Origin of the sequence: Pseudomonas sp., from assembly GCF_030683065.1 — a bacterium.
GTDB lineage: Bacteria > Pseudomonadota > Gammaproteobacteria > Pseudomonadales > Pseudomonadaceae > Aquipseudomonas.
In genome coordinates this window covers 89,827-107,755 of sequence record NZ_JAUXMX010000032.1, presented here as the reverse complement: position 1 = coordinate 107,755, position 17,929 = coordinate 89,827, and the positions used below count along the sequence as shown (strand labels likewise).

The window sequence follows — 17,929 nt, the reverse complement described above, 5'->3', positions numbered from 1 at the left end:
CGACGGACGCCCAATTGGGCTATAGAAATCGGCGAGGTGGTGGCGCAGGTCGCTCAGATCGAGGCACTGATCAATGCTGCGCAGGAGGTGATTGGCTGGGATGTGATCTTCAAGGTTGAACGAGTAAAACAGTCGCTCCTGCCCACTCGATAACTGTCCCATCATGCTGGTGATCCCCCTCCGGCCAATGAAGCGACTTTGCCGCAGGCCAGGCAGGGGAGCTACTTTTTCAACAGAATCGGCCGATAGCGGTCAGTGCTGAGGAGCAGGAGTCGGCCAACAGGCCCTGCGCCGAGCGTTATGTTTTCTGGCCCATTGCAACAAGACCGAAGAGGACATAACCTATCGTCGGTTTCGGAAGCCCCAGCCTCCCCCTTCGCACGCGAGTGCACGGTAAATGCCTTCTACTCCTCCGTTTTCACGGGGGTGCGACAAACTCATGCAAGGCCCCAAAACAGTCCGATCTTGTGTCTGTAACCGGGGGGACCAGATGCACATGGATCGCTATTCAGGTGCCTCGTATGTCCATTTTTGCGCTCTCTTCGCACGATGTAAAACTGCTGTCGCATATCCTCCACTCCACGTCCAAGGCTATCGGCCGCCCCAGCAAGCTCGCACCTCAGCGAGAAATGCTCAGCAAGCTGCTCGGCTTCCGTGACTGGAATATCGCATGCGCGATATTGCCCGATCGCCTATCCGACACAATCCATGTGGCAATTGCCTTGCTCGAGGCTCCATCGGCAGCACCCAAGCTGCTCATGACCAGCGGCATCGACGCTCCATGGCGACTGCCCGAGAAGGTGCGCGATCACCTAGTCAACCAATCCCAGGATCCGACAGGTTTTACCGTGTCCAGCTGCACGAGGCCTGACCCGGTCGGTGATGTGAAACTGCAGCATTGGTCCTATGAACTCGCGCCGGGACTAGGGCGCGTCACAGAGCACAAAGTGGCGTTTGGCCCTCACGAGATCGATTACGGCCGCAGCAATCACACTCCAACCGTGATGACATTTGCCAATGCGCGGGGCCAAGACGCCTTCACGGTCACTGTTTGGTCGATCACTCTGCATCCAGAATCCCGCAAAGCGACAAATTTCACCGGAGCGGCCTCAATGCCGTTCTACAACACGTTCATTGAATCGATCACAGGCCATGCACCTGAACATCGCCAAGCCTATTGTCTGGTCAACAGCCGACAGAACGGCTTTGCAAATGCAATCGTCAGGTGCAATGAGAGGGGTAGCGAGCTGGAGATCGTCGAACATCTTCACTACATGAAAATTGAAGAGGCCTGGGCAAAGCTAGCGCCCTACAACAAAGCGCTGGGCCTATCTCTTCTGGATGTCGCAGACATCACATGGGCATGCTCTGCCACGGATGATGAGGATATAGCGGATACCTGGTGAAGGTCGTTGCGTAGTTGCAGCGGCATGACCAGTCTGGTGCGGCTATGTTGACGCTCGCTTTCGGCCCAGGTCATTCGCCCAAGGCAGCGTCCGACCCAGCGAACATAGCGCTATTGCATAGAAACACGCAGCATCGCCATCAACGGGTAAGCCGAAAGATCACCGTCACCCTCCGGCTAGCAGAGTTCGAGCAAACTGAAGAGCCCCGCCCATTCCATCTCGATCAGTATCTGCAGGGCTGCTTGCGTTTCGGCGCACTCAACATCAGTAAAGATCCTCAGTTTCAACAGAAAACCCCATTACTGTATAATTTTTTTAGAGCGCGGCGAAACGAGGGGTACCTGCAGTTAATCAAGTACCTATTTGAGTACCCATTGGTAAAAAATTCAAACTAAAACCATTTCAATAAGAGAGCTAAAGGCATTGTGTTTTGTTCCTGGTGCCGGCACCATACAAATCAAAGGGTTACGTGAAAACGTAGCCCTTTTTTGTGCCCGAAATTCGGCCTGGGGTAGGTTTGGGGTAGGGATTTGCCACCCCCCGCTTTGTTGGGTAGAAAAATACGCGCCAACCGAGTTACCGTTCGCCTGTAAATGCTCATCAGCCAAACCCGTCCGTAACGGATTCGCTTTCTACCCCAATCTCCCCAGGCACCTTTTAAATCATCTTGAAGGTCACTCATGGCAAAGGCCTTTCTTGCCAGGATGCCGTAAAGTGGGGATTGCAGAGCACTACCCAAGTCGTGCCCAGATTTGCTCCAATGCAACCTGTATCTCAGCCTCTTGCTGCTCAGCAACGTCAAGTTCACGACACAGCCCACGCCAACCCGCTAGCGCATCCAACGCCTGCTCGATGTACTGATCCACTTTTAAAAAGCTGAAGGACTCACAGACCTTGCGCAGCGCCTTGCGTGTCGGCAGCCCTGCTCCGGCAAAGGCTGTCGTGTGCTCATCAGCCATACCACGCACGCGGGCAAAGGTCAGGTCATAGGCTGGAGCCAGCACCCAACGCCCTTGATCAAACAGGTACGCGAAGTTTTTAGAATGATCATCGTGGTTGTGCGCAAGTGCATTGAAAACCATCAGACGCGCCATGTTCTCGACTTCGCCAGCATGCCCGGTGATGGCCCAGGTTGCTCGCAGCAGGTCGCCGTAATCCAGTGAAGGCGCACGGTGATCGGCGTAAAGGATGCCGCATGCCGTCAGCATGTGGATCTTGCGCTCACCATCACGATCAAAACGCTTCGCGGCAAAGAAGCGCTCTACCCCGCTCTCGGTCTGCACATTCAGAAGTGCGGACTCTGCCATTTCGACCCCGGCACGCCGAGCCATTTGTGCGTAGGCATACTCGATCGCACCGGTATCGCGATGCTCTTCGGGAGAGCGAAACTTCACCAACCAGTGCTCATGCCCCTCGGCCAGTGTTTTAAATGATGACGCACACCGCTGCTTGTCCTGCGACAGCGCCACGACCACCTTGGGTCGAGCCCCCGCAGGCGAGCCACCCGCCAATCGCAAGGCATCCAACGTCGTTTCTGTATCGCCCTCGTAGACCTCAAGCGCAGCCTGGTACAACCGCTCAAGATCCAACGAGGAGTCGGCCTCGGCCTTTTCCAAAACAGGCCGATATTCCAGGGCACCCATGGCGCGGTTGCCCATGTAAGCTAGCCGATCCAGGGTCGTAATGGCGCGCCGATCAATACCTCGCTCACGCAGGAAGAAGCGATCCATCAGCAGCATGCCCCACCCATCTGGCAGGGAGTCGGCGAACACGCCCATCAACCCGCCAAACAGATGAGGATCAGGTGCCGCCTGCGGGGATGATTTGAATTCCATATTCAATGGTGAGAGGTTGAAACCCGTCGCCAACCACTGCTCGTCGTAGGCAAAAAACGTCCCACGCCGAGGCACGGACACCAGCTCGCCAACCCGGGTGCCCGCGAGCAGCACCTCGATTGAGGTCACGTTGTTCATTTGCGCCCTCGGACTCGTCCGCTTTGCTTGAGCTCATCCAGAGAGACCGGCTGCGCCTGCGAGAACAACCCCGACAACTGCTGCGCCACGCCTAAGGCAGAAGCCAACAACACCAACGCATCCAGGGTGATTTGCCCAGTCGTTTCAAAACGCTTTATGGTCGATTCTGAAACCCCGGCCCTTTCGGCCAACGTCTTGCGCGAAAGGTTCTGCGCTAAACGCAGCGCGCGCGCGTTCTCACCGACCTGCTGGGCCAGTTCGCTTGGAGAGAAAAGTGTGTGGGTGAGTGCCATCAAAAACGCCTTACTGGCCAGATCTTTATATAAAAATAATAGCCCAAATTTAGACCATTAAATTCAAAAAACAACAATAAAGGCTCATTTATGAAATTTAGTCATCATCAGGATCATCAGGATCATCTGGCGTGACCGCCTCCATCCGACGCCCGTAGAATGCCACCCAATCTTCATCGCCGAACTCACGGCGCAACAACCCGCTCAAAAAGCCATGCCACTCGCTGAGCGCCACAGCCTTCTCATCGAAATAGGCATAACGGTCGTAGACCGCATCCACCGACAGATCTTTGTGGTTGAGGATGCGACTGCGCACATCCTTACCTAACCCCTGTCGGGACATGTGCGTGGTCGCGCTACGGCGCAAGTCATGCACCGACGGACGCGGGTAGTCCTCCGCGATACGCAGCAGGCTCTTCTCTCAATAGAAATAACCTATTTAGGTCAATACGTTACCTATAGATTCGACTCCTGATGCCGCACCATACGAAACAACGATTTAGGCTCACCGCAAGGTAGGCCTTTTTTGTTTCTGGCGCATGGCGACGATACGCATATCGGCAAAACCTGCTTCGCTGCAGGCCGGCGCCGTTGCCGCGGCGCGCACCAAGCGGCATCCAGTGCTTGCGGCAGCGGCATTCAGCCGACAAGCTAAGTCGGATGCTCAGCGCATGTCGAAGAAGGCACCCATTAAATGCGTATTCTGGTCACTGGCGGCGCCGGTTTTATCGGCTCGGCGCTGATTCGCCACCTGCTCAACGACACCCAGCACCAGGTGCTAAACCTGGACAAACTGACCTACGCCGGCAATCTCGAGTCGCTGGCCCGTGTCGCGGACAATCCACGCTACCAGTTCCTGCAGGCCGATATCGGCGACAGCGCGGTGGTCGGCCAAGCCCTGGCCGAGTTCCAGCCAGACGCGATCATGCACCTGGCGGCCGAGTCCCATGTGGATCGCTCCATCGATGGCCCGGCAGCCTTTATCCAGACCAATATCGTCGGCACCTATGCCTTGTTGGAGGCCACCCGCGCCTATTGGCTGCAGCTGGATGAGGCACGCAGGCAGGCCTTTCGCTTCCACCATATTTCCACCGACGAGGTGTATGGCGATCTGCATGGCGTTGACGATCTGTTCACCGAGAGCACGCCCTATGCGCCCAGCTCACCCTACTCGGCGAGCAAGGCGGCCTCCGACCATCTGGTGCGCGCCTGGCAGCGGACCTATGGCCTGCCGGTTATGCTGACCAATTGCTCGAACAACTACGGCCCCTATCACTTCCCGGAAAAACTGATCCCGCTGGTGATCCTCAACGCTCTGGATGGCAAGCCTCTGCCGGTGTACGGCAACGGCCAGCAGGTGCGTGACTGGTTGTATGTCGAGGACCATGCCCGCGCCCTGCTCAAGGTGGTGAGCGAGGGCCGGGTGGGCGAGACCTACAACATTGGCGGGCATAGCGAGCAGACCAACCTGCATGTAGTGGAGAGCATCTGCGCCCTGCTCGATGAATTGCAGCCGCGCGCCAAGGGCTTTTATAAGGAACAAATCAGCTTTGTTACCGATCGCCCTGGCCATGACCTGCGCTACGCCATCGACGCCAGCAAGATCGAACGCGAGCTGGGCTGGAAACCAACTGAAACCTTCGACAGCGGCCTGCTCAAAACGGTGTTGTGGTACCTGGATAACCTCGACTGGTGTCGCCGCGTGCAGGACGGCAGTTACCAACGCGAACGCCTTGGCGCACGTTAAGGAGCAGGACGATGAAAGGAATAATTCTCGCTGGCGGCTCTGGCAGCCGCCTGCACCCGATCACCCTCGGGGTGTCGAAGCAGCTGCTGCCGATCTACGACAAGCCGATGATCTACTACCCGATCTCGGTGCTGATGCTCGCCGGGATCCGCGAAATTCTGATTATCTCCACGCCCGTGGATCTGCCTAATTTTCAGAAGATGCTCGGTGACGGCAGCCAGTTCGGCGTGCGTTTCGTCTACGCCGAACAGCCGGCACCGGAAGGTCTGGCCCAGGCCTTTCTGATCGGCGAGTCGTTCATCGGCAGCGACCCCGTGTGCCTGATCCTCGGCGACAATATCTTTCACGGCCAGCACTTCACCGAAAAACTCCTGCGCGCCGCTGCCGAGCCCAGCGGGGCGACGATTTTCGGCTACTGGGTCAAGGACCCCGAGCGCTTCGGCGTGGTCGAGTTCGATGCCAACGGCCGGGCCATCTCCATCGAGGAAAAACCAGCCAAAGCGAAATCCAGCTACGCGGTCACCGGCCTGTATTTCTACGACAACGACGTGATCGAGATCGCCAAGGCAGTCAAACCCTCGCCCCGCGGCGAACTGGAGATCACCGACATTAACAACACCTACCTCGAGCGCGGCGACTTGCATGTCGAGCGTTTCGGCCGTGGCTTTGCCTGGCTCGACACCGGCACCCACGACAGCCTGCTGGAAGCCTCGCAATACGTGCAGACCATCGAGCATCGCCAGGGTTTGAAGATCGCCTGCCTCGAGGAGATCGCTTACCACAATGGCTGGATCGACCGCGAACAGTTGCTGAGCCAGGCGCGGACCTTCGGCAAGACCGACTATGGCCAGTACCTGTCCAAGCTGGCGCAAGAGCACCCATGAAGGCGATTGCCAGCGAACTGCCGGGCGTGCTGATCCTCGAGCCCAGGGTATTCGGCGACGAACGCGGCTTCTTCTACGAGAGCTTCAACGCGCGCGCCTTCGAGCAGGCGACCGGCCGCACCTGCGCGTTCGTCCAGGACAACCATTCACGCTCGCAACGCGGCGTGCTGCGCGGCTTGCACTACCAGCTGCAGCAACCCCAGGGCAAGTTGGTGCGGGTCGTCGTCGGCGAAGTGTTCGACGTCAGCGTGGACCTGCGCCGCAGCTCGCCGACCTTTGGCCAGTGGGCCGGCGTGCACCTGTCAGCCGAAAACAAACGCCAACTGTGGGTGCCGGAAGGCTTCGCTCACGGTTTTCTGGTACTCAGCGAATACGCCGAATTCCTCTACAAGACCACCGACTACTACGCGCCGGCCCATGAGCGTTGCATCCGCTGGGACGACCCGAACCTGGCCATCGACTGGCCGCTGGATGGTGCGCCGCAGCTATCAGTCAAGGATCAGGCCGGTATCAGCTTCGCCGATGCGCAGGTTTTCCCATGAAGATCCTGTTGCTCGGCGAGCACGGCCAGGTCGGTCGTGAGCTGCAATCAAGCCTGCGCGAGCAAGGCGAGCTGATCGTGTGCGGCCGCGCTCAGTTAGACCTGAGCCAGCCAGAGCAGATTCGCGTGCAGGTGCGCGCCTTGCGTCCCGACCTGATCATCAACGCCGCGGCGCACACCGCGGTCGATCAGGCCGAAAGTGAAGAGCAACTGGCCTTCGCCATCAACGCCACGGCGCCCGGCATTCTCGCCGAAGAAGCCGCGGCGCTGGGTGCGCCGCTGATCCACTACTCCACCGACTACGTGTTCGACGGCAGAAAAAAAGCGCCCTATGTCGAGGACGACGCGCCCAACCCGCTCGGGGTCTACGGCCGCAGCAAGCTGGCCGGGGAGCAGGCAATCCAGGCGGTTGGCGGCGCGCATTTGATCCTGCGCACCAGTTGGGTCTACTCGCTGCACGGCAAGAATTTTTTGCTGACCATGCAACGCCTGCTGCAGGAACGCGACAGCCTGAATGTGGTGGCCGACCAGATCGGCGCACCGACCTGGGCCGGCAGCATCGCCGAGGCCACCCGCCAGATTGTCGAGCATTGGCGCCATGGCCAAGCAGGCCCCTGGGGCCTCTACCACCTGACCGCCCGGGGTGAAACCTCCTGGTTCGGCTTTGCCAGCGCGATCGCCGAGCAATTGCGCGCGCAGGGTAAAGCGACCGCGACCTTGCAGCCCATACCCACCAGTGCGTACCCCACGCCCGCACAGCGTCCGCTCAATTCGCGGCTCGACTGCACACGCCTGCAACACGATTGGCATGTTCAACTGAGCGACTGGCACAGCGCCCTGCTTGAATGCTTGGACAGCCAGCACAGCGCAGAGCACATCACGCCGTAGCCTGAATAAGCGCCCGTGCGTTATAGGAGATCCCATGGCCGCGGTAGGGCATACCTGCAAACAGCATCGCGGGCATGGAACTAGGCGCCCCCTCGCTCCTACGTCCTGCGAAGCTTGCGCATGAACATAGGATCTACTGCGACGCGCCAGTCTGACCATCAGAAGCATCACCCCCTATGCCTGATCGCGGTAGGCTGGCGGCACATGATTGGGCGCGGCGGGGCCTACGCGGCGCGGCCCAGCCGACTATTTACAGTCGCCAGCCATTCTCGGACAGCCTCCCCGCCAAGCGCTACTGGCACATCCCTTGCTAAAGCTCGAAGATGCATACTATCCGCGACACATTGGCGCCTGACTCCATGACCACAACTATCCGCACGCCCAAACGTCTGCGCTGGCGCAGCCTGGTGCTGCTGGCCCTGCTGCTGACGCCGCTGCTTTGGCCACTGCAACAGCTGGCCGAGCGCTATTACAGCAGCATGCTGAGCGAGCAGAATCGGCAAACTCTCGACCTCTATGTCGCCAACCTGCTCGGCACCCTCAACCGGTATGAGGTGCTGCCACCGATCCTCGGGCAGCTGCCGACCCTGCGCCAACTGCTGCAACACAGCACCGACGAGCAACTGCGCGACCAGGCAAATCATCTGCTCGCCGACCTGCAGCAGCAGACCGGGGCCGACGTGATCTACCTCATGGCGCCGGACGGCAAGACCCTGGCCGCCTCCAACTGGAATCAACAGGACAGCTTTGTCGCGCGCAACTTCTCCTACCGTCCTTATTTCCGCGACGCCATGCAGGGCCGCCCCGGGCGCTTCTTCGGCCTCGGCACCACCTCCGGCAAGCGCGGCTACTTCTTCGCCGCGGCAGTGCGCGACGGCATGCAGACCTTGGGCGTGCTGGTGGTCAAGGTCGACCTCGACCATACCGAGACTTTGTGGGGCAATCGCCCGGAGCAGCTGCTGGTTACCGATAACTACGGCGTGGTGATCCTCACCTCCCAGGCCGACTGGCGCTTCCATGCGACACGCGTATTGGACAATGCCGAACGCGCGGCAATAACCGACACTCAGCCCTACCGCATCCAATCGCCACCGCCCCTGACCCTCGAACCCAATGCCTGGCTCCGACAAGGCCGCAACCTCGAGGATATCGGCTGGACAGTGAGCATTCTGGCGCCGCGCGTGCTGCTCGATCGCCCCGTGCGCACGGCTGTCGCATCCGGTGGCGCAGCGCTGTTGATGCTGCTCTTGCTGCTCGGTCTGCTGATCCAGCGCCGCCGCCACTACCTCGAACGGATTGCCCTGGATGCTCGCGCCCGCCAGCAGCTTGAACTAAGGGTACTGGAGCGCACCCAGGACCTGGAGCTGCTCAACAGCCGCCTGAAACAGGAGGTGCTGGAGCGCGAGCACGCCCAGCAGGAACTGGTCCAAGCCCAGGATGAACTGGTTCAAGCCAGTAAACTCAGTGCCCTGGGCACCATGAGCGCGAGCATCAGCCACGAACTCAACCAGCCACTGGCGGCGATTCGCAGCTATGCCGACAACGCCTGCGTGCTACTCGACCACCAGCGCAACGAAGACGCCCGGGCCAATCTCAAGCTAATAAGCCAGATGACCGAACGCATGGCTTCGATCATTTCCCACCTGCGCGCCTTCGCCCGCCGCGACCGCCATGCCCCGGAAAGCGTAGCCCTGCAACCGGCCATCGACGACGCCTTGGCGCTGCTGGCCAAACGGCGCAGGTCGATGGAGGTCGAACTGATTCGCGACCTGCCGGATGCCACTCTCTGGGTTCAGGCTGGTGAAACCCGTCTGCGCCAGGTGCTCGGCAACCTGCTGGCCAATGCCCTCGACGCCTTGGGCGAAAAAGCCCCGCCGCGACGCATCTGGCTGAGTGCCGAACACAGCGCCGAGGGAGTCGACTTGCACCTGCGCGATAACGGTCCCGGCTTCAGCGCCGAAGCCCTGCAACGCGCCCGCGAACCCTTTTTCACCACCAAGACCAGCGCCCAAGGCCTGGGCCTGGGCCTGGCGATTTGCGATAGCCTGATGCGCGCCCTCGGCGGTGAACTGCTGCTGGCCAACCACCCCGACGGCGGCGCCCTGTTGACCCTGCGCATGCGTGCCGCCGAACATGGCGTTAAAACCCAGTCGCCCGAGGATTATTGCGTATGACCACCCTCGACCCAAGCACCCAGGTGCTGCTGATCGACGACGACTCCCACCTGCGTCAGGCCCTGAGCCAGACCCTCGATCTGGCTGGCCTCAAGGTCGTCAGCCTGGCTGACGCCCACGGCGTCGCCGCGCGTATCTCGCGTGACTGGGCGGGCGTGGTGGTCAGCGACATTCGTATGCCCGGCATCGATGGCATGCAACTGCTCGAACAGCTGCACGAACAGGATCCAGACCTGCCGGTGCTGCTGATCACTGGTCATGGCGATGTACCGCTGGCCGTGCAGGCGATGCGCGCTGGCGCCTATGATTTTCTCGAGAAACCCTTCGCCAGCGACGACCTGCTCGACAGCGTACGCCGCGCGCTCGCCCTGCGCCGCCTGGTGCTGGACAACCGCAGCCTGCGCCTGGCCCTGGCCGACCGTCAGCAGTTGAGTGCGCGCCTGGTCGGCCAATCGCCCGCCATGGCGCGCCTGCGCGAGCAGATCGGTGCGCTGGCCAACATCAGTGCCGACGTGTTGATCCTCGGTGAGACCGGGGCCGGCAAGGAGGTCGTCGCCCGTGCCCTGCACGACCTGTCGAATCGCCGTGACGGCCCCTTCGTTGCTATCAACGCTGGCGCCCTGGCCGAGTCAGTGGTGGAAAGCGAGCTGTTCGGCCACGAGCCGGGCGCCTTTACCGGGGCGCAAAAACGCCGGATCGGCAAGTTCGAATTCGCCAACGGCGGCACCCTGTTCCTCGATGAAATCGAGAGCATGAGCCTGGAGGTGCAGGTCAAGCTACTGCGCCTGCTACAGGAGCGGGTGGTCGAGCGCCTCGGCGGCAACCAGTTGATCCCGCTGGACATCCGGGTGATCGCCGCGACCAAGGAAGGCCTGCGTCAGGCCGCCGACCAAGGCCGCTTCCGCGCCGACCTGTATTACCGCCTGAACGTCGCTGCGCTGCGCATCCCACCGCTGCGCGAGCGTGGTGAGGACTGCCTGCTGCTGTTCCAGCACTTCGCCGATGGTGCCAGCGTCCGCCATGGCCTGGCCGCGCGCGAACTGCAGCCGGGGCAGCGCGCCATGCTCCTGCGGCATCCCTGGCCGGGTAACGTGCGCGAACTGCAGAATGCTGCGGAACGCTTCGCCATCGGTCTCGACCTGGGCCTGGATCTCGGCATGGAGCTGAATCTGGACAGCACTGCGAATGGCGTACCGCCAGGCGGCAACCTCAGCGAGCAGGTCGAAGCGTTCGAGCGCGCCATGATCGCCGCCGAACTCAGTCGTGCCCACGGCTCGCTGCGCAGCCTGGCCGAAGCCCTCGGCGTACCGCGCAAAACCCTGCACGACAAGTTACGCAAGCATGGCCTGAGCGTCGCCGACGCTGGCGGAAGCTCGCCAGATGATTTCGACTGAGTGGCGGGTTCCCGCCACCCTCTACTACCCCACCCCGTCATCGCTGGCAGGCGCCGCACCTAAAAGCCCAACCCTGCGCCCATCGAGCACCGGCAAAACCCTGTACCGGCAAGGTGCCGGTGGTTTCTGCCACTTTTTTCGCGGCGATATGCGGCGCTGGCCGGCAGTCTGGCATGACGGTTGCTCTAGTCCCAGCAGGCGATCCAACAAGCACAAGTCCAGGCAATCGCTGCCCAGCGTCCGTCGTTTTTCGGCAGGCCGCCTAGACTTGCTCTTGTTCGCCCGTTTTCTGCGCTGCGGCGCTTGACGCGATAATCAAAACAAGAGGAAGCATTCCATGTTCAAACTGACTGCCAAGGCGCTCGCTTGCGCCCTGTCGCTGAGCATCGCCGGCATGGCCCAAGCGGCCGATCCGATCGTGATCAAATTCTCCCACGTCGTCGCTGAGCACACCCCCAAGGGGCAAGGTGCACTGCTGTTCAAACAACTGGCCGAAGAGCGCCTGGGTGACAAGGTTAAAGTCGAGGTCTACGCCAACTCCTCGCTGTTCGGCGACGGCAAGGAAATGGAAGCGCTGTTGCTCGGTGACGTGCAACTGATCGCGCCGTCCCTGGCCAAGTTCGAGCAATACACCAAGCAGATCCAGGTCTTCGATCTGCCGTTCATGTTCCAGGACATGGCCGCCGTTGACCGCTTCCAGCAAAGCCCTGAAGGTCAGGCTCTGCTCACCTCCATGGAAGACAAAAACATCACTGGCCTCGGCTACTGGCACAACGGTCTCAAGCAGCTGTCGGCCAACAAGGCGCTGCGTGAACCGAAAGACGCCCGCGGCCTGAAGTTCCGTGTGCAGGCATCCGCCGTACTGGAAGAGCAGTTCAAGGTGGTGCGCGCCAACCCGCGCAAGATGAGCTTCGCCGAGGTCTATCAGGGCCTGCAGACTGGCGTAGTGAATGGTGCCGAGAACCCCTACTCGAACATTTACAGCCAGAAGATGCATGAAGTGCAGAAGTTCATCACCGAATCCAACCACGGTGTACTGGACTACATGCTGATCACCAACACCAAGTTCTGGAACAGCCTGCCGGAAGATGTACGCAGCGAGCTGGACAAGATCATCGTGGAAGTGACTGCCGAAGTGAACAAGCAGGCCGACGAGCTGAACGAGGGTGACAAGCAGCGCATCCTCGACGCCAAGACCACCGAAATCATCAGCCTGACTCCTGAGCAGCGCGGCATGTGGCGCGACGCCATGAAGCCGGTATGGACCAAGTTCGAAGGCGAAATCGGTGCCGACCTGATCAAGGCTGCAGACGCCGCCAACCAGTAAGGTGGATCAAGCCGCATGGCGGCATGATCCATCGGCAGCGGCGGCAATAAGCCCCGCTACCGGGCATTTGCGCCAGGGCAATCAAGCCTGATTGCCCTGGCCTTTCACTCCCAACACTGGAGATGTTATCGATGAACGCCTTGCTGCGCGTCTGGAATCACTTCGAGGAAGGCTTTATTGCGTTCCTGCTCGCGACCATGACGCTTGTGACCTTCGTTTACGTAATCCTCAATAATTTCTACACCCTGTTTTTCAACCTGGGCGACTACTTCGGTGGTAACGAGGCCCTGCTCGCCATTGGCGACCACATTCTCGACATGGCCCAGTCGATGACATGGAGTATTGCTCTGGCCAAGGCCCTGTTCGCCTGGCTGATTTTCTTTGGCCTGGCCTATGGCGTGCGCACCGCCGGCCACATCGGCGTCGACGCCCTGGTCAAGCTGGCGCGCAAACCGGTGCAACGCATCATCGGCCTGATCGCCTGCCTGTGCTGCCTGGGTTATGCCGGGCTGATCGCGGTGGCCAGTTTTGACTGGATGAGCACGCTGTTTACGGCTGACATCGGTGCCGAGGACCTTGGCCATTACGGCATCAAACAGTGGCATATCACCCTGATCGTGCCGTTCGGCTACACCATGGTGTTTATCCGTTTCCTGGAAATATTCGTGCGTATCGTGCGTAACCAGCAGACCGGTCTCGGCTTGGCTGATGAGGCCGCCGATGCCATGAAAGTGTCCGCGCACGAGGAGCCCAAGCAATGACTATCCTGTTCCTCTTTCTTCTATTGTTCGCGCTGATGTTTATTGGTGTGCCGATTGCCGCGTCCCTCGGTCTGGCAGGCTCGGTGACCATCATGCTGTTCAGCCCGGACTCGGTGCGTTCGCTGGCGATCAAGCTGTTCGAAACCAGCGAGCACTACACCCTGCTGGCGATTCCGTTCTTCCTCTTGTCCGGCGCCTTCATGACCACCGGCGGCGTGGCCCAGCGCCTGATTGATTTCGCCAACGCATGCGTCGGCCATATCCGTGGCGGCCTGGCGATTTCCGCAGTGATGGCCTGCATGCTGTTCGCCGCGCTGTCTGGCTCCTCGCCAGCGACCGTAGCGGCAGTGGGCTCGATTGCCATCGCCGGCATGGTCCGTTCCGGCTACCCACAGGCATTCGGCGCCGGCATCGTCTGCAACGCCGGTACCCTGGGCATTCTGATCCCGCCGTCGATCGTCATGGTGGTCTACGCCGCCGCGACCGAACAGTCGGTCGGCAAGCTGTTCATGGCCGGTGTTATACCGGGTCTGATGCTTGGCCTGGCGCTGATGGTGGCGATCTATATAGTCGCCCGCAAGATGAACCTGCCGTCCATGCCGCGCGCTAGCCTGCGCCAACTGCTGACCACCGCGCGCAAAGCGGTCTGGGGCCTGCTGTTGATGGTGATCATCCTTGGCGGCATCTACTCGGGCATGTTCACCCCGACCGAAGCAGCTGCGGTGGCCGCGGTCTACGCCGGCTTCGTCGCCCTGTTCGTGTACAAGGACATGACCGTACGCGAGTGCCCCAAGGTGCTGCTGGAGTCCGGCAAGCTGACCATCATGCTGATGTTCATCATCGCCAACGCCATGCTCTTCGCCCACGTGCTGACCACCGAGCAGATCCCGCAAACGATCACCGCCTGGGTAGTGGACATGGGCCTGCAGCCGTGGCAGTTCCTGCTGGTGGTGAACATCGTCCTGCTGATCGCCGGCGCCTTTATGGAGCCGTCGGCAATCATCCTGATCCTCGCACCGATCCTGTTCCCGATCGCCATGCAACTGGGCATCGACCCCATCCACCTGGGCATCATCATGGTGGTGAACATGGAGATCGGATTGATCACGCCACCGGTGGGGCTAAACCTGTTCGTCACCTCGGCGGTCACCGGCATGCCGCTAACGGCGGTGGTCAAGGCCGCCTGGCCGTGGCTGATGCTGCTGCTCGGCTTCCTGATGATCATCACCTACGTGCCGGCCGTGTCCCTGGCCCTGCCAAACTGGCTGGGTATGAACTGATCGCGGTCATGTGACATACACCATGTACCTTCGCCCGGCCTCTGTGCCGGGCTTTTTTTTGGCTATGTACCAGTTGCATGTTGCACGACTTGCGCTGACAGCACCTCAGGAGAGATGACCAGTAAAAAGGCAGACGCGTCTGTAGAAGCCAGCTTGCTGGCGATCCGGGCCAGCAAGCCCATGCAACAGCATCGCCAGCAAGCTGGCTCCTACAGGGCATTGCTGCATGCAACACATAACGGGTACATAGCTTTTTTTGCTTTTTCGCCGTTAGTTGACTGGCGCATTCAAAGGGTAGCCTGCGAGGTGTGCCCCATGCCGCGTGCACCACGCCTGGGACTGGAAACGGGCGCAGGCACAATCGGCGAGCGCGACGTCCTGTGGTGTGCCCCAACCGCCCATAGCGTCAGGCCAATACCGACCAGTGGCTGAGAAGCCTTCTCATTCTTGACCCAGATCAGCACCGCCAAGCGCCTCACGTGACTCAATGACATTCGTCATGCCCTCAAGGAGATTCCGCATGTCACAGGCTCCCGCAAAACTGCGCTTGGCCGCACTGGTCGCGCTGGTGGTAGGTTCGATGGTTGGCGGCGGAATCTTTTCCCTGCCACAGAACATGGCGGCCAGTGCCGGGGCCGGGGCAATCCTGATTGGCTGGGCGATCACGGCGGTGGGTATGCTGACCCTGGCCTTCGTGTTCCAGAGCCTGGCCAACCGCAAGCCCGAACTCGACGCCGGGGTCTACGCCTACGCCAAAGCCGGCTTTGGCGACTATATGGGCTTCTCCTCGGCCTGGGGCTACTGGATCAGCGCCTGGATCGGCAACGTCAGCTACTTCGTCCTGCTGTTCAGCACCCTCGGCTACTTCTTCCCGGTGTTTGGCGAGGGCAACACCCCGGCCGCCATCGCCTGCGCCTCACTGCTGTTATGGGCGGTGCATTTCCTGGTACTGCGCGGCATCAGAGAAGCAGCCTTGATCAACCTGGTGACCACCATCGCCAAGATCGTGCCGCTGCTGCTGTTCATCGTCTTCACCGCCATCGCCTTCAAACTGGAGGTATTCACCGCCGACTTCTGGGGTACAGGCAACCTAGAACTGGGCAGTGTGATGGACCAAGTGCGCAACATGATGCTGGTCACCGTCTGGGTGTTCATCGGCATCGAGGGCGCCAGCGTCTATTCGGCGCGCGCCGGCAACAGAGCGGACGTCGGCAAGGCCACCGTGATCGGCTTCGTCGGCGTACTGTTGCTGCTGGTCATGGTCAACGTGCTGTCGATGGGCATCATGAGCCAGGCCGAGCTGGCCGGGCTGCAGAACCCGTCCATGGCCGGCGTGCTGGAACACGTGGTCGGCCATTGGGGCGCAGTACTGATCAGCATCGGCCTGATCGTCTCGCTGACCGGGGCCCTGCTGGCCTGGACCCTGCTCTGCGCGGAGATCCTGTTCGTCGGTGCCCGTGATCACACCATGCCCAGCTTTCTCAAGCAGGAAAACGCCAAGCACGTTCCGGCCAACGCCCTGTGGCTGTCCAACGGTCTGATCCAGCTGTTCCTGATCGTCACCCTGTTCAACCAGGCCACGTACCTGAGCCTGCTGTACCTGGCGACCTCGATGATCCTCTTGCCGTATTTCTGGTCGGCGGCCTACGCCGTGCTGCTGGCGATACGCGGCGAAACCTATGAAGGCGCCCCCGGCGAGCGCAAAAAGGATCTGCTGATCGGCCTGATCGCGCTGATCTATGCCGTCTGGCTGGTCTACGCTGGCGGCCTGCAGTACGTGCTGTTGTCGGCGCTGCTCTATGCGCCGGGCGCCATTCTGTTCGCCAAGGCCAAGCGCGAGCAGGGCCAGCCGGTGTTCACCACCCTGGAAAGACTGATATTTCTCGGCGTACTGGTCGGTGCCGGCATCGCCGCCTATGGCCTCTACGCCGGTTTCCTCAGCCTCTAAGAGAAGGAGTTCGACATGCCTACACAAACACTCGGCGTACATTCCGAAGTTGGCAAACTGCGCAAGGTACTGGTCTGCTCGCCCGGCCTGGCGCACCTGCGCCTGACCCCGAACAACTGCGACGAACTGCTGTTCGACGATGTGATCTGGGTCAGCCAGGCCAAGCGCGATCACTTCGACTTCGTCAGCAAGATGCGCGAGCGCGGCGTCGATGTCGTGGAGATGCACAACCTGCTCACCGACACCGTGCAAAACCCCGCAGCCCTGCAATGGATACTCGACCGCAAGATCACCGCCAACCTGGTGGGCATCGGCCTGCAGGACGAAGTGCGCAGCTGGCTGCAAGGCCTGGAGCCGCGTCGCCTGGCCGACCACCTGATCGGCGGCGTGTCAGTGGTCGACCTGCTCAAGGGCCTGGGCGAAAGCGCCAGCCTGAAGATGCTCGGCGACTTCATCGGCCCGGCCAGTTTCATTCTGCCGCCACTGCCCAATAGCCTGTTCACCCGCGACACCAGCTGCTGGATCTACGGCGGCGTCACCCTCAACCCGATGCACTGGCCGGCGCGGCGCCAGGAAACCCTGCTGGCCACCGCCATCTACAAGTTCCACGCGGACTTCGCCAACGCCGAGTTCGACACCTGGTATGGCGACCCTGACCTCGACCACGGCTCGGCCAGCCTGGAGGGCGGCGATGTGATGCCGATCGGTAACGGTGTCGTGCTGATCGGCATGGGCGAGCGCAGTTCGCGCCAGGCTATCGGCCAACTGGCGCAGAACTTGTTCGCCAAAGGCGCGGTCGAGCGCGTGATCGTCGCCGGCCTGCCGCAGTCGCGCGCAGCCATGCACCTGGACACCGTGTTCAGCTTCTGCGACCGCGACCTGGTGACCATCTTCCCCGATGTGGTCAACCAGATAGTGCCATTCAGCCTGCGCCCCGACCCGAGTAAACCTGGCGGCATCGACATTCGCCGCGAGGAGCAACCCTTCATCCAGGTGGTGGCAGAAGCGCTCAACCTCAAGCAACTGCGCACGGTACAAACCGGCGGCGACAGCTACGAAGCCGAACGCGAACAGTGGGACGACGGCAATAACGTACTGGCCCTCGAACCCGGCGTAGTGATCGGCTACGACCGCAACACCTACACCAACACCCTGCTGCGCAAGGCCGGGGTCGAGGTGGTGACCATCGACGCCAGCGAACTGGGCCGAGGCCGCGGTGGCGGTCATTGCATGAGCTGCCCGATCATCCGCGATCCTGTCGACTATTAATTACGCACGGCAGACCTTACCCAGGCCTGCCGCGCCCATTTCTC

15 protein-coding genes and 1 pseudogene are annotated in these 17,929 nt (G+C 60.9%); 12 read left to right on the top strand and 4 right to left on the bottom strand.

The window, feature by feature from the left end:
* Positions 1–165 (bottom strand): annotated as a pseudogene (locus Q8K09_RS10105) (IS5/IS1182 family transposase); the annotation flags it as partial.
* A 356-nt stretch (positions 166–521) separates the two neighbouring features.
* On the opposite strand from Q8K09_RS10105, the gene Q8K09_RS10100 reads away from it, so the two are divergent.
* Positions 522–1,406 carry a hypothetical protein gene (locus Q8K09_RS10100; protein ID WP_305254838.1) on the top strand — a complete coding sequence of 295 codons (885 nt, stop codon included), beginning with the start codon at positions 522–524 and terminating at the stop codon, positions 1,404–1,406.
* 731 nt (positions 1,407–2,137) lie between these two features.
* Here the strand turns inward: Q8K09_RS10100 and Q8K09_RS10095 are convergent.
* The 3 genes from Q8K09_RS10095 to Q8K09_RS10085 form a co-directional block, all read right to left on the bottom strand.
* On the bottom strand, positions 2,138–3,379 hold the full coding sequence (locus Q8K09_RS10095; RefSeq protein WP_305254837.1) for a type II toxin-antitoxin system HipA family toxin: 1,242 nt from the start codon (positions 3,377–3,379) through the stop codon (positions 2,138–2,140).
* Entirely contained in the window at positions 3,376–3,672 is a 297-nt protein-coding gene (locus Q8K09_RS10090) for a helix-turn-helix domain-containing protein (protein WP_305254836.1), read from the bottom strand. Before Q8K09_RS10090 ends, Q8K09_RS10095 begins: the two co-directional genes overlap by 4 nt.
* 97 nt (positions 3,673–3,769) lie before the next feature.
* On the bottom strand, positions 3,770–3,988 hold the full coding sequence (locus tag Q8K09_RS10085) for a hypothetical protein (protein WP_305254835.1): 219 nt from the start codon (positions 3,986–3,988) through the stop codon (positions 3,770–3,772).
* A gap of 378 nt (positions 3,989–4,366) precedes the next feature.
* On the opposite strand from Q8K09_RS10085, the gene rfbB reads away from it, so the two are divergent.
* The 11 genes from rfbB (at position 4,367) to arcA (ending at position 17,885) form a co-directional block, all read left to right on the top strand.
* The gene (rfbB, locus tag Q8K09_RS10080) at positions 4,367–5,419 is read left to right on the top strand and encodes a dTDP-glucose 4,6-dehydratase (RefSeq protein ID WP_305254834.1); all 1,053 of its coding nucleotides are present in this window, start codon (positions 4,367–4,369) and stop codon (positions 5,417–5,419) included.
* An 11-nt stretch (positions 5,420–5,430) separates the two neighbouring features.
* Positions 5,431–6,303, top strand: a complete 873-nt coding sequence (gene rfbA, locus Q8K09_RS10075) for a glucose-1-phosphate thymidylyltransferase RfbA (protein WP_305254833.1) — start codon at positions 5,431–5,433, stop codon at positions 6,301–6,303.
* Entirely contained in the window at positions 6,300–6,845 is a 546-nt protein-coding gene (gene rfbC / locus Q8K09_RS10070) for a dTDP-4-dehydrorhamnose 3,5-epimerase (RefSeq protein ID WP_305254832.1), read from the top strand. The genes rfbA and rfbC overlap by 4 nt, the downstream gene beginning before the upstream one ends.
* Entirely contained in the window at positions 6,842–7,732 is an 891-nt protein-coding gene (rfbD, locus tag Q8K09_RS10065) for a dTDP-4-dehydrorhamnose reductase (protein ID WP_305254831.1), read from the top strand. Before rfbC ends, rfbD begins: the two co-directional genes overlap by 4 nt.
* A 359-nt stretch (positions 7,733–8,091) precedes the next feature.
* Positions 8,092–9,906 (top strand): ATP-binding protein, encoded by a 1,815-nt coding sequence (locus tag Q8K09_RS10060; protein ID WP_305254830.1) that lies wholly within the window; start codon positions 8,092–8,094, stop codon positions 9,904–9,906.
* On the top strand, positions 9,903–11,300 hold the full coding sequence (locus tag Q8K09_RS10055; protein WP_305254829.1) for a sigma-54 dependent transcriptional regulator: 1,398 nt from the start codon (positions 9,903–9,905) through the stop codon (positions 11,298–11,300). Before Q8K09_RS10060 ends, Q8K09_RS10055 begins: the two co-directional genes overlap by 4 nt.
* A 337-nt stretch (positions 11,301–11,637) precedes the next feature.
* A complete protein-coding gene (dctP, locus tag Q8K09_RS10050; RefSeq protein ID WP_305254828.1) occupies positions 11,638–12,627 on the top strand; it encodes a C4-dicarboxylate TRAP substrate-binding protein DctP in 990 nt (329 codons plus the stop codon).
* A 131-nt stretch (positions 12,628–12,758) separates the two neighbouring features.
* Entirely contained in the window at positions 12,759–13,388 is a 630-nt protein-coding gene (locus tag Q8K09_RS10045; protein WP_305254827.1) for a TRAP transporter small permease, read from the top strand.
* The gene (dctM, locus tag Q8K09_RS10040; RefSeq protein ID WP_305254826.1) at positions 13,385–14,668 is read left to right on the top strand and encodes a C4-dicarboxylate TRAP transporter large permease protein DctM; all 1,284 of its coding nucleotides are present in this window, start codon (positions 13,385–13,387) and stop codon (positions 14,666–14,668) included. The genes Q8K09_RS10045 and dctM overlap by 4 nt, the downstream gene beginning before the upstream one ends.
* 520 nt (positions 14,669–15,188) lie before the next feature.
* A complete protein-coding gene (arcD, locus tag Q8K09_RS10035; RefSeq protein ID WP_305254825.1) occupies positions 15,189–16,616 on the top strand; it encodes an arginine-ornithine antiporter in 1,428 nt (475 codons plus the stop codon).
* 15 nt (positions 16,617–16,631) lie between these two features.
* Positions 16,632–17,885 carry an arginine deiminase gene (gene arcA / locus Q8K09_RS10030; protein ID WP_305254824.1) on the top strand — a complete coding sequence of 418 codons (1,254 nt, stop codon included), beginning with the start codon at positions 16,632–16,634 and terminating at the stop codon, positions 17,883–17,885.
* Positions 17,886–17,929 lie beyond the last annotated feature (44 nt).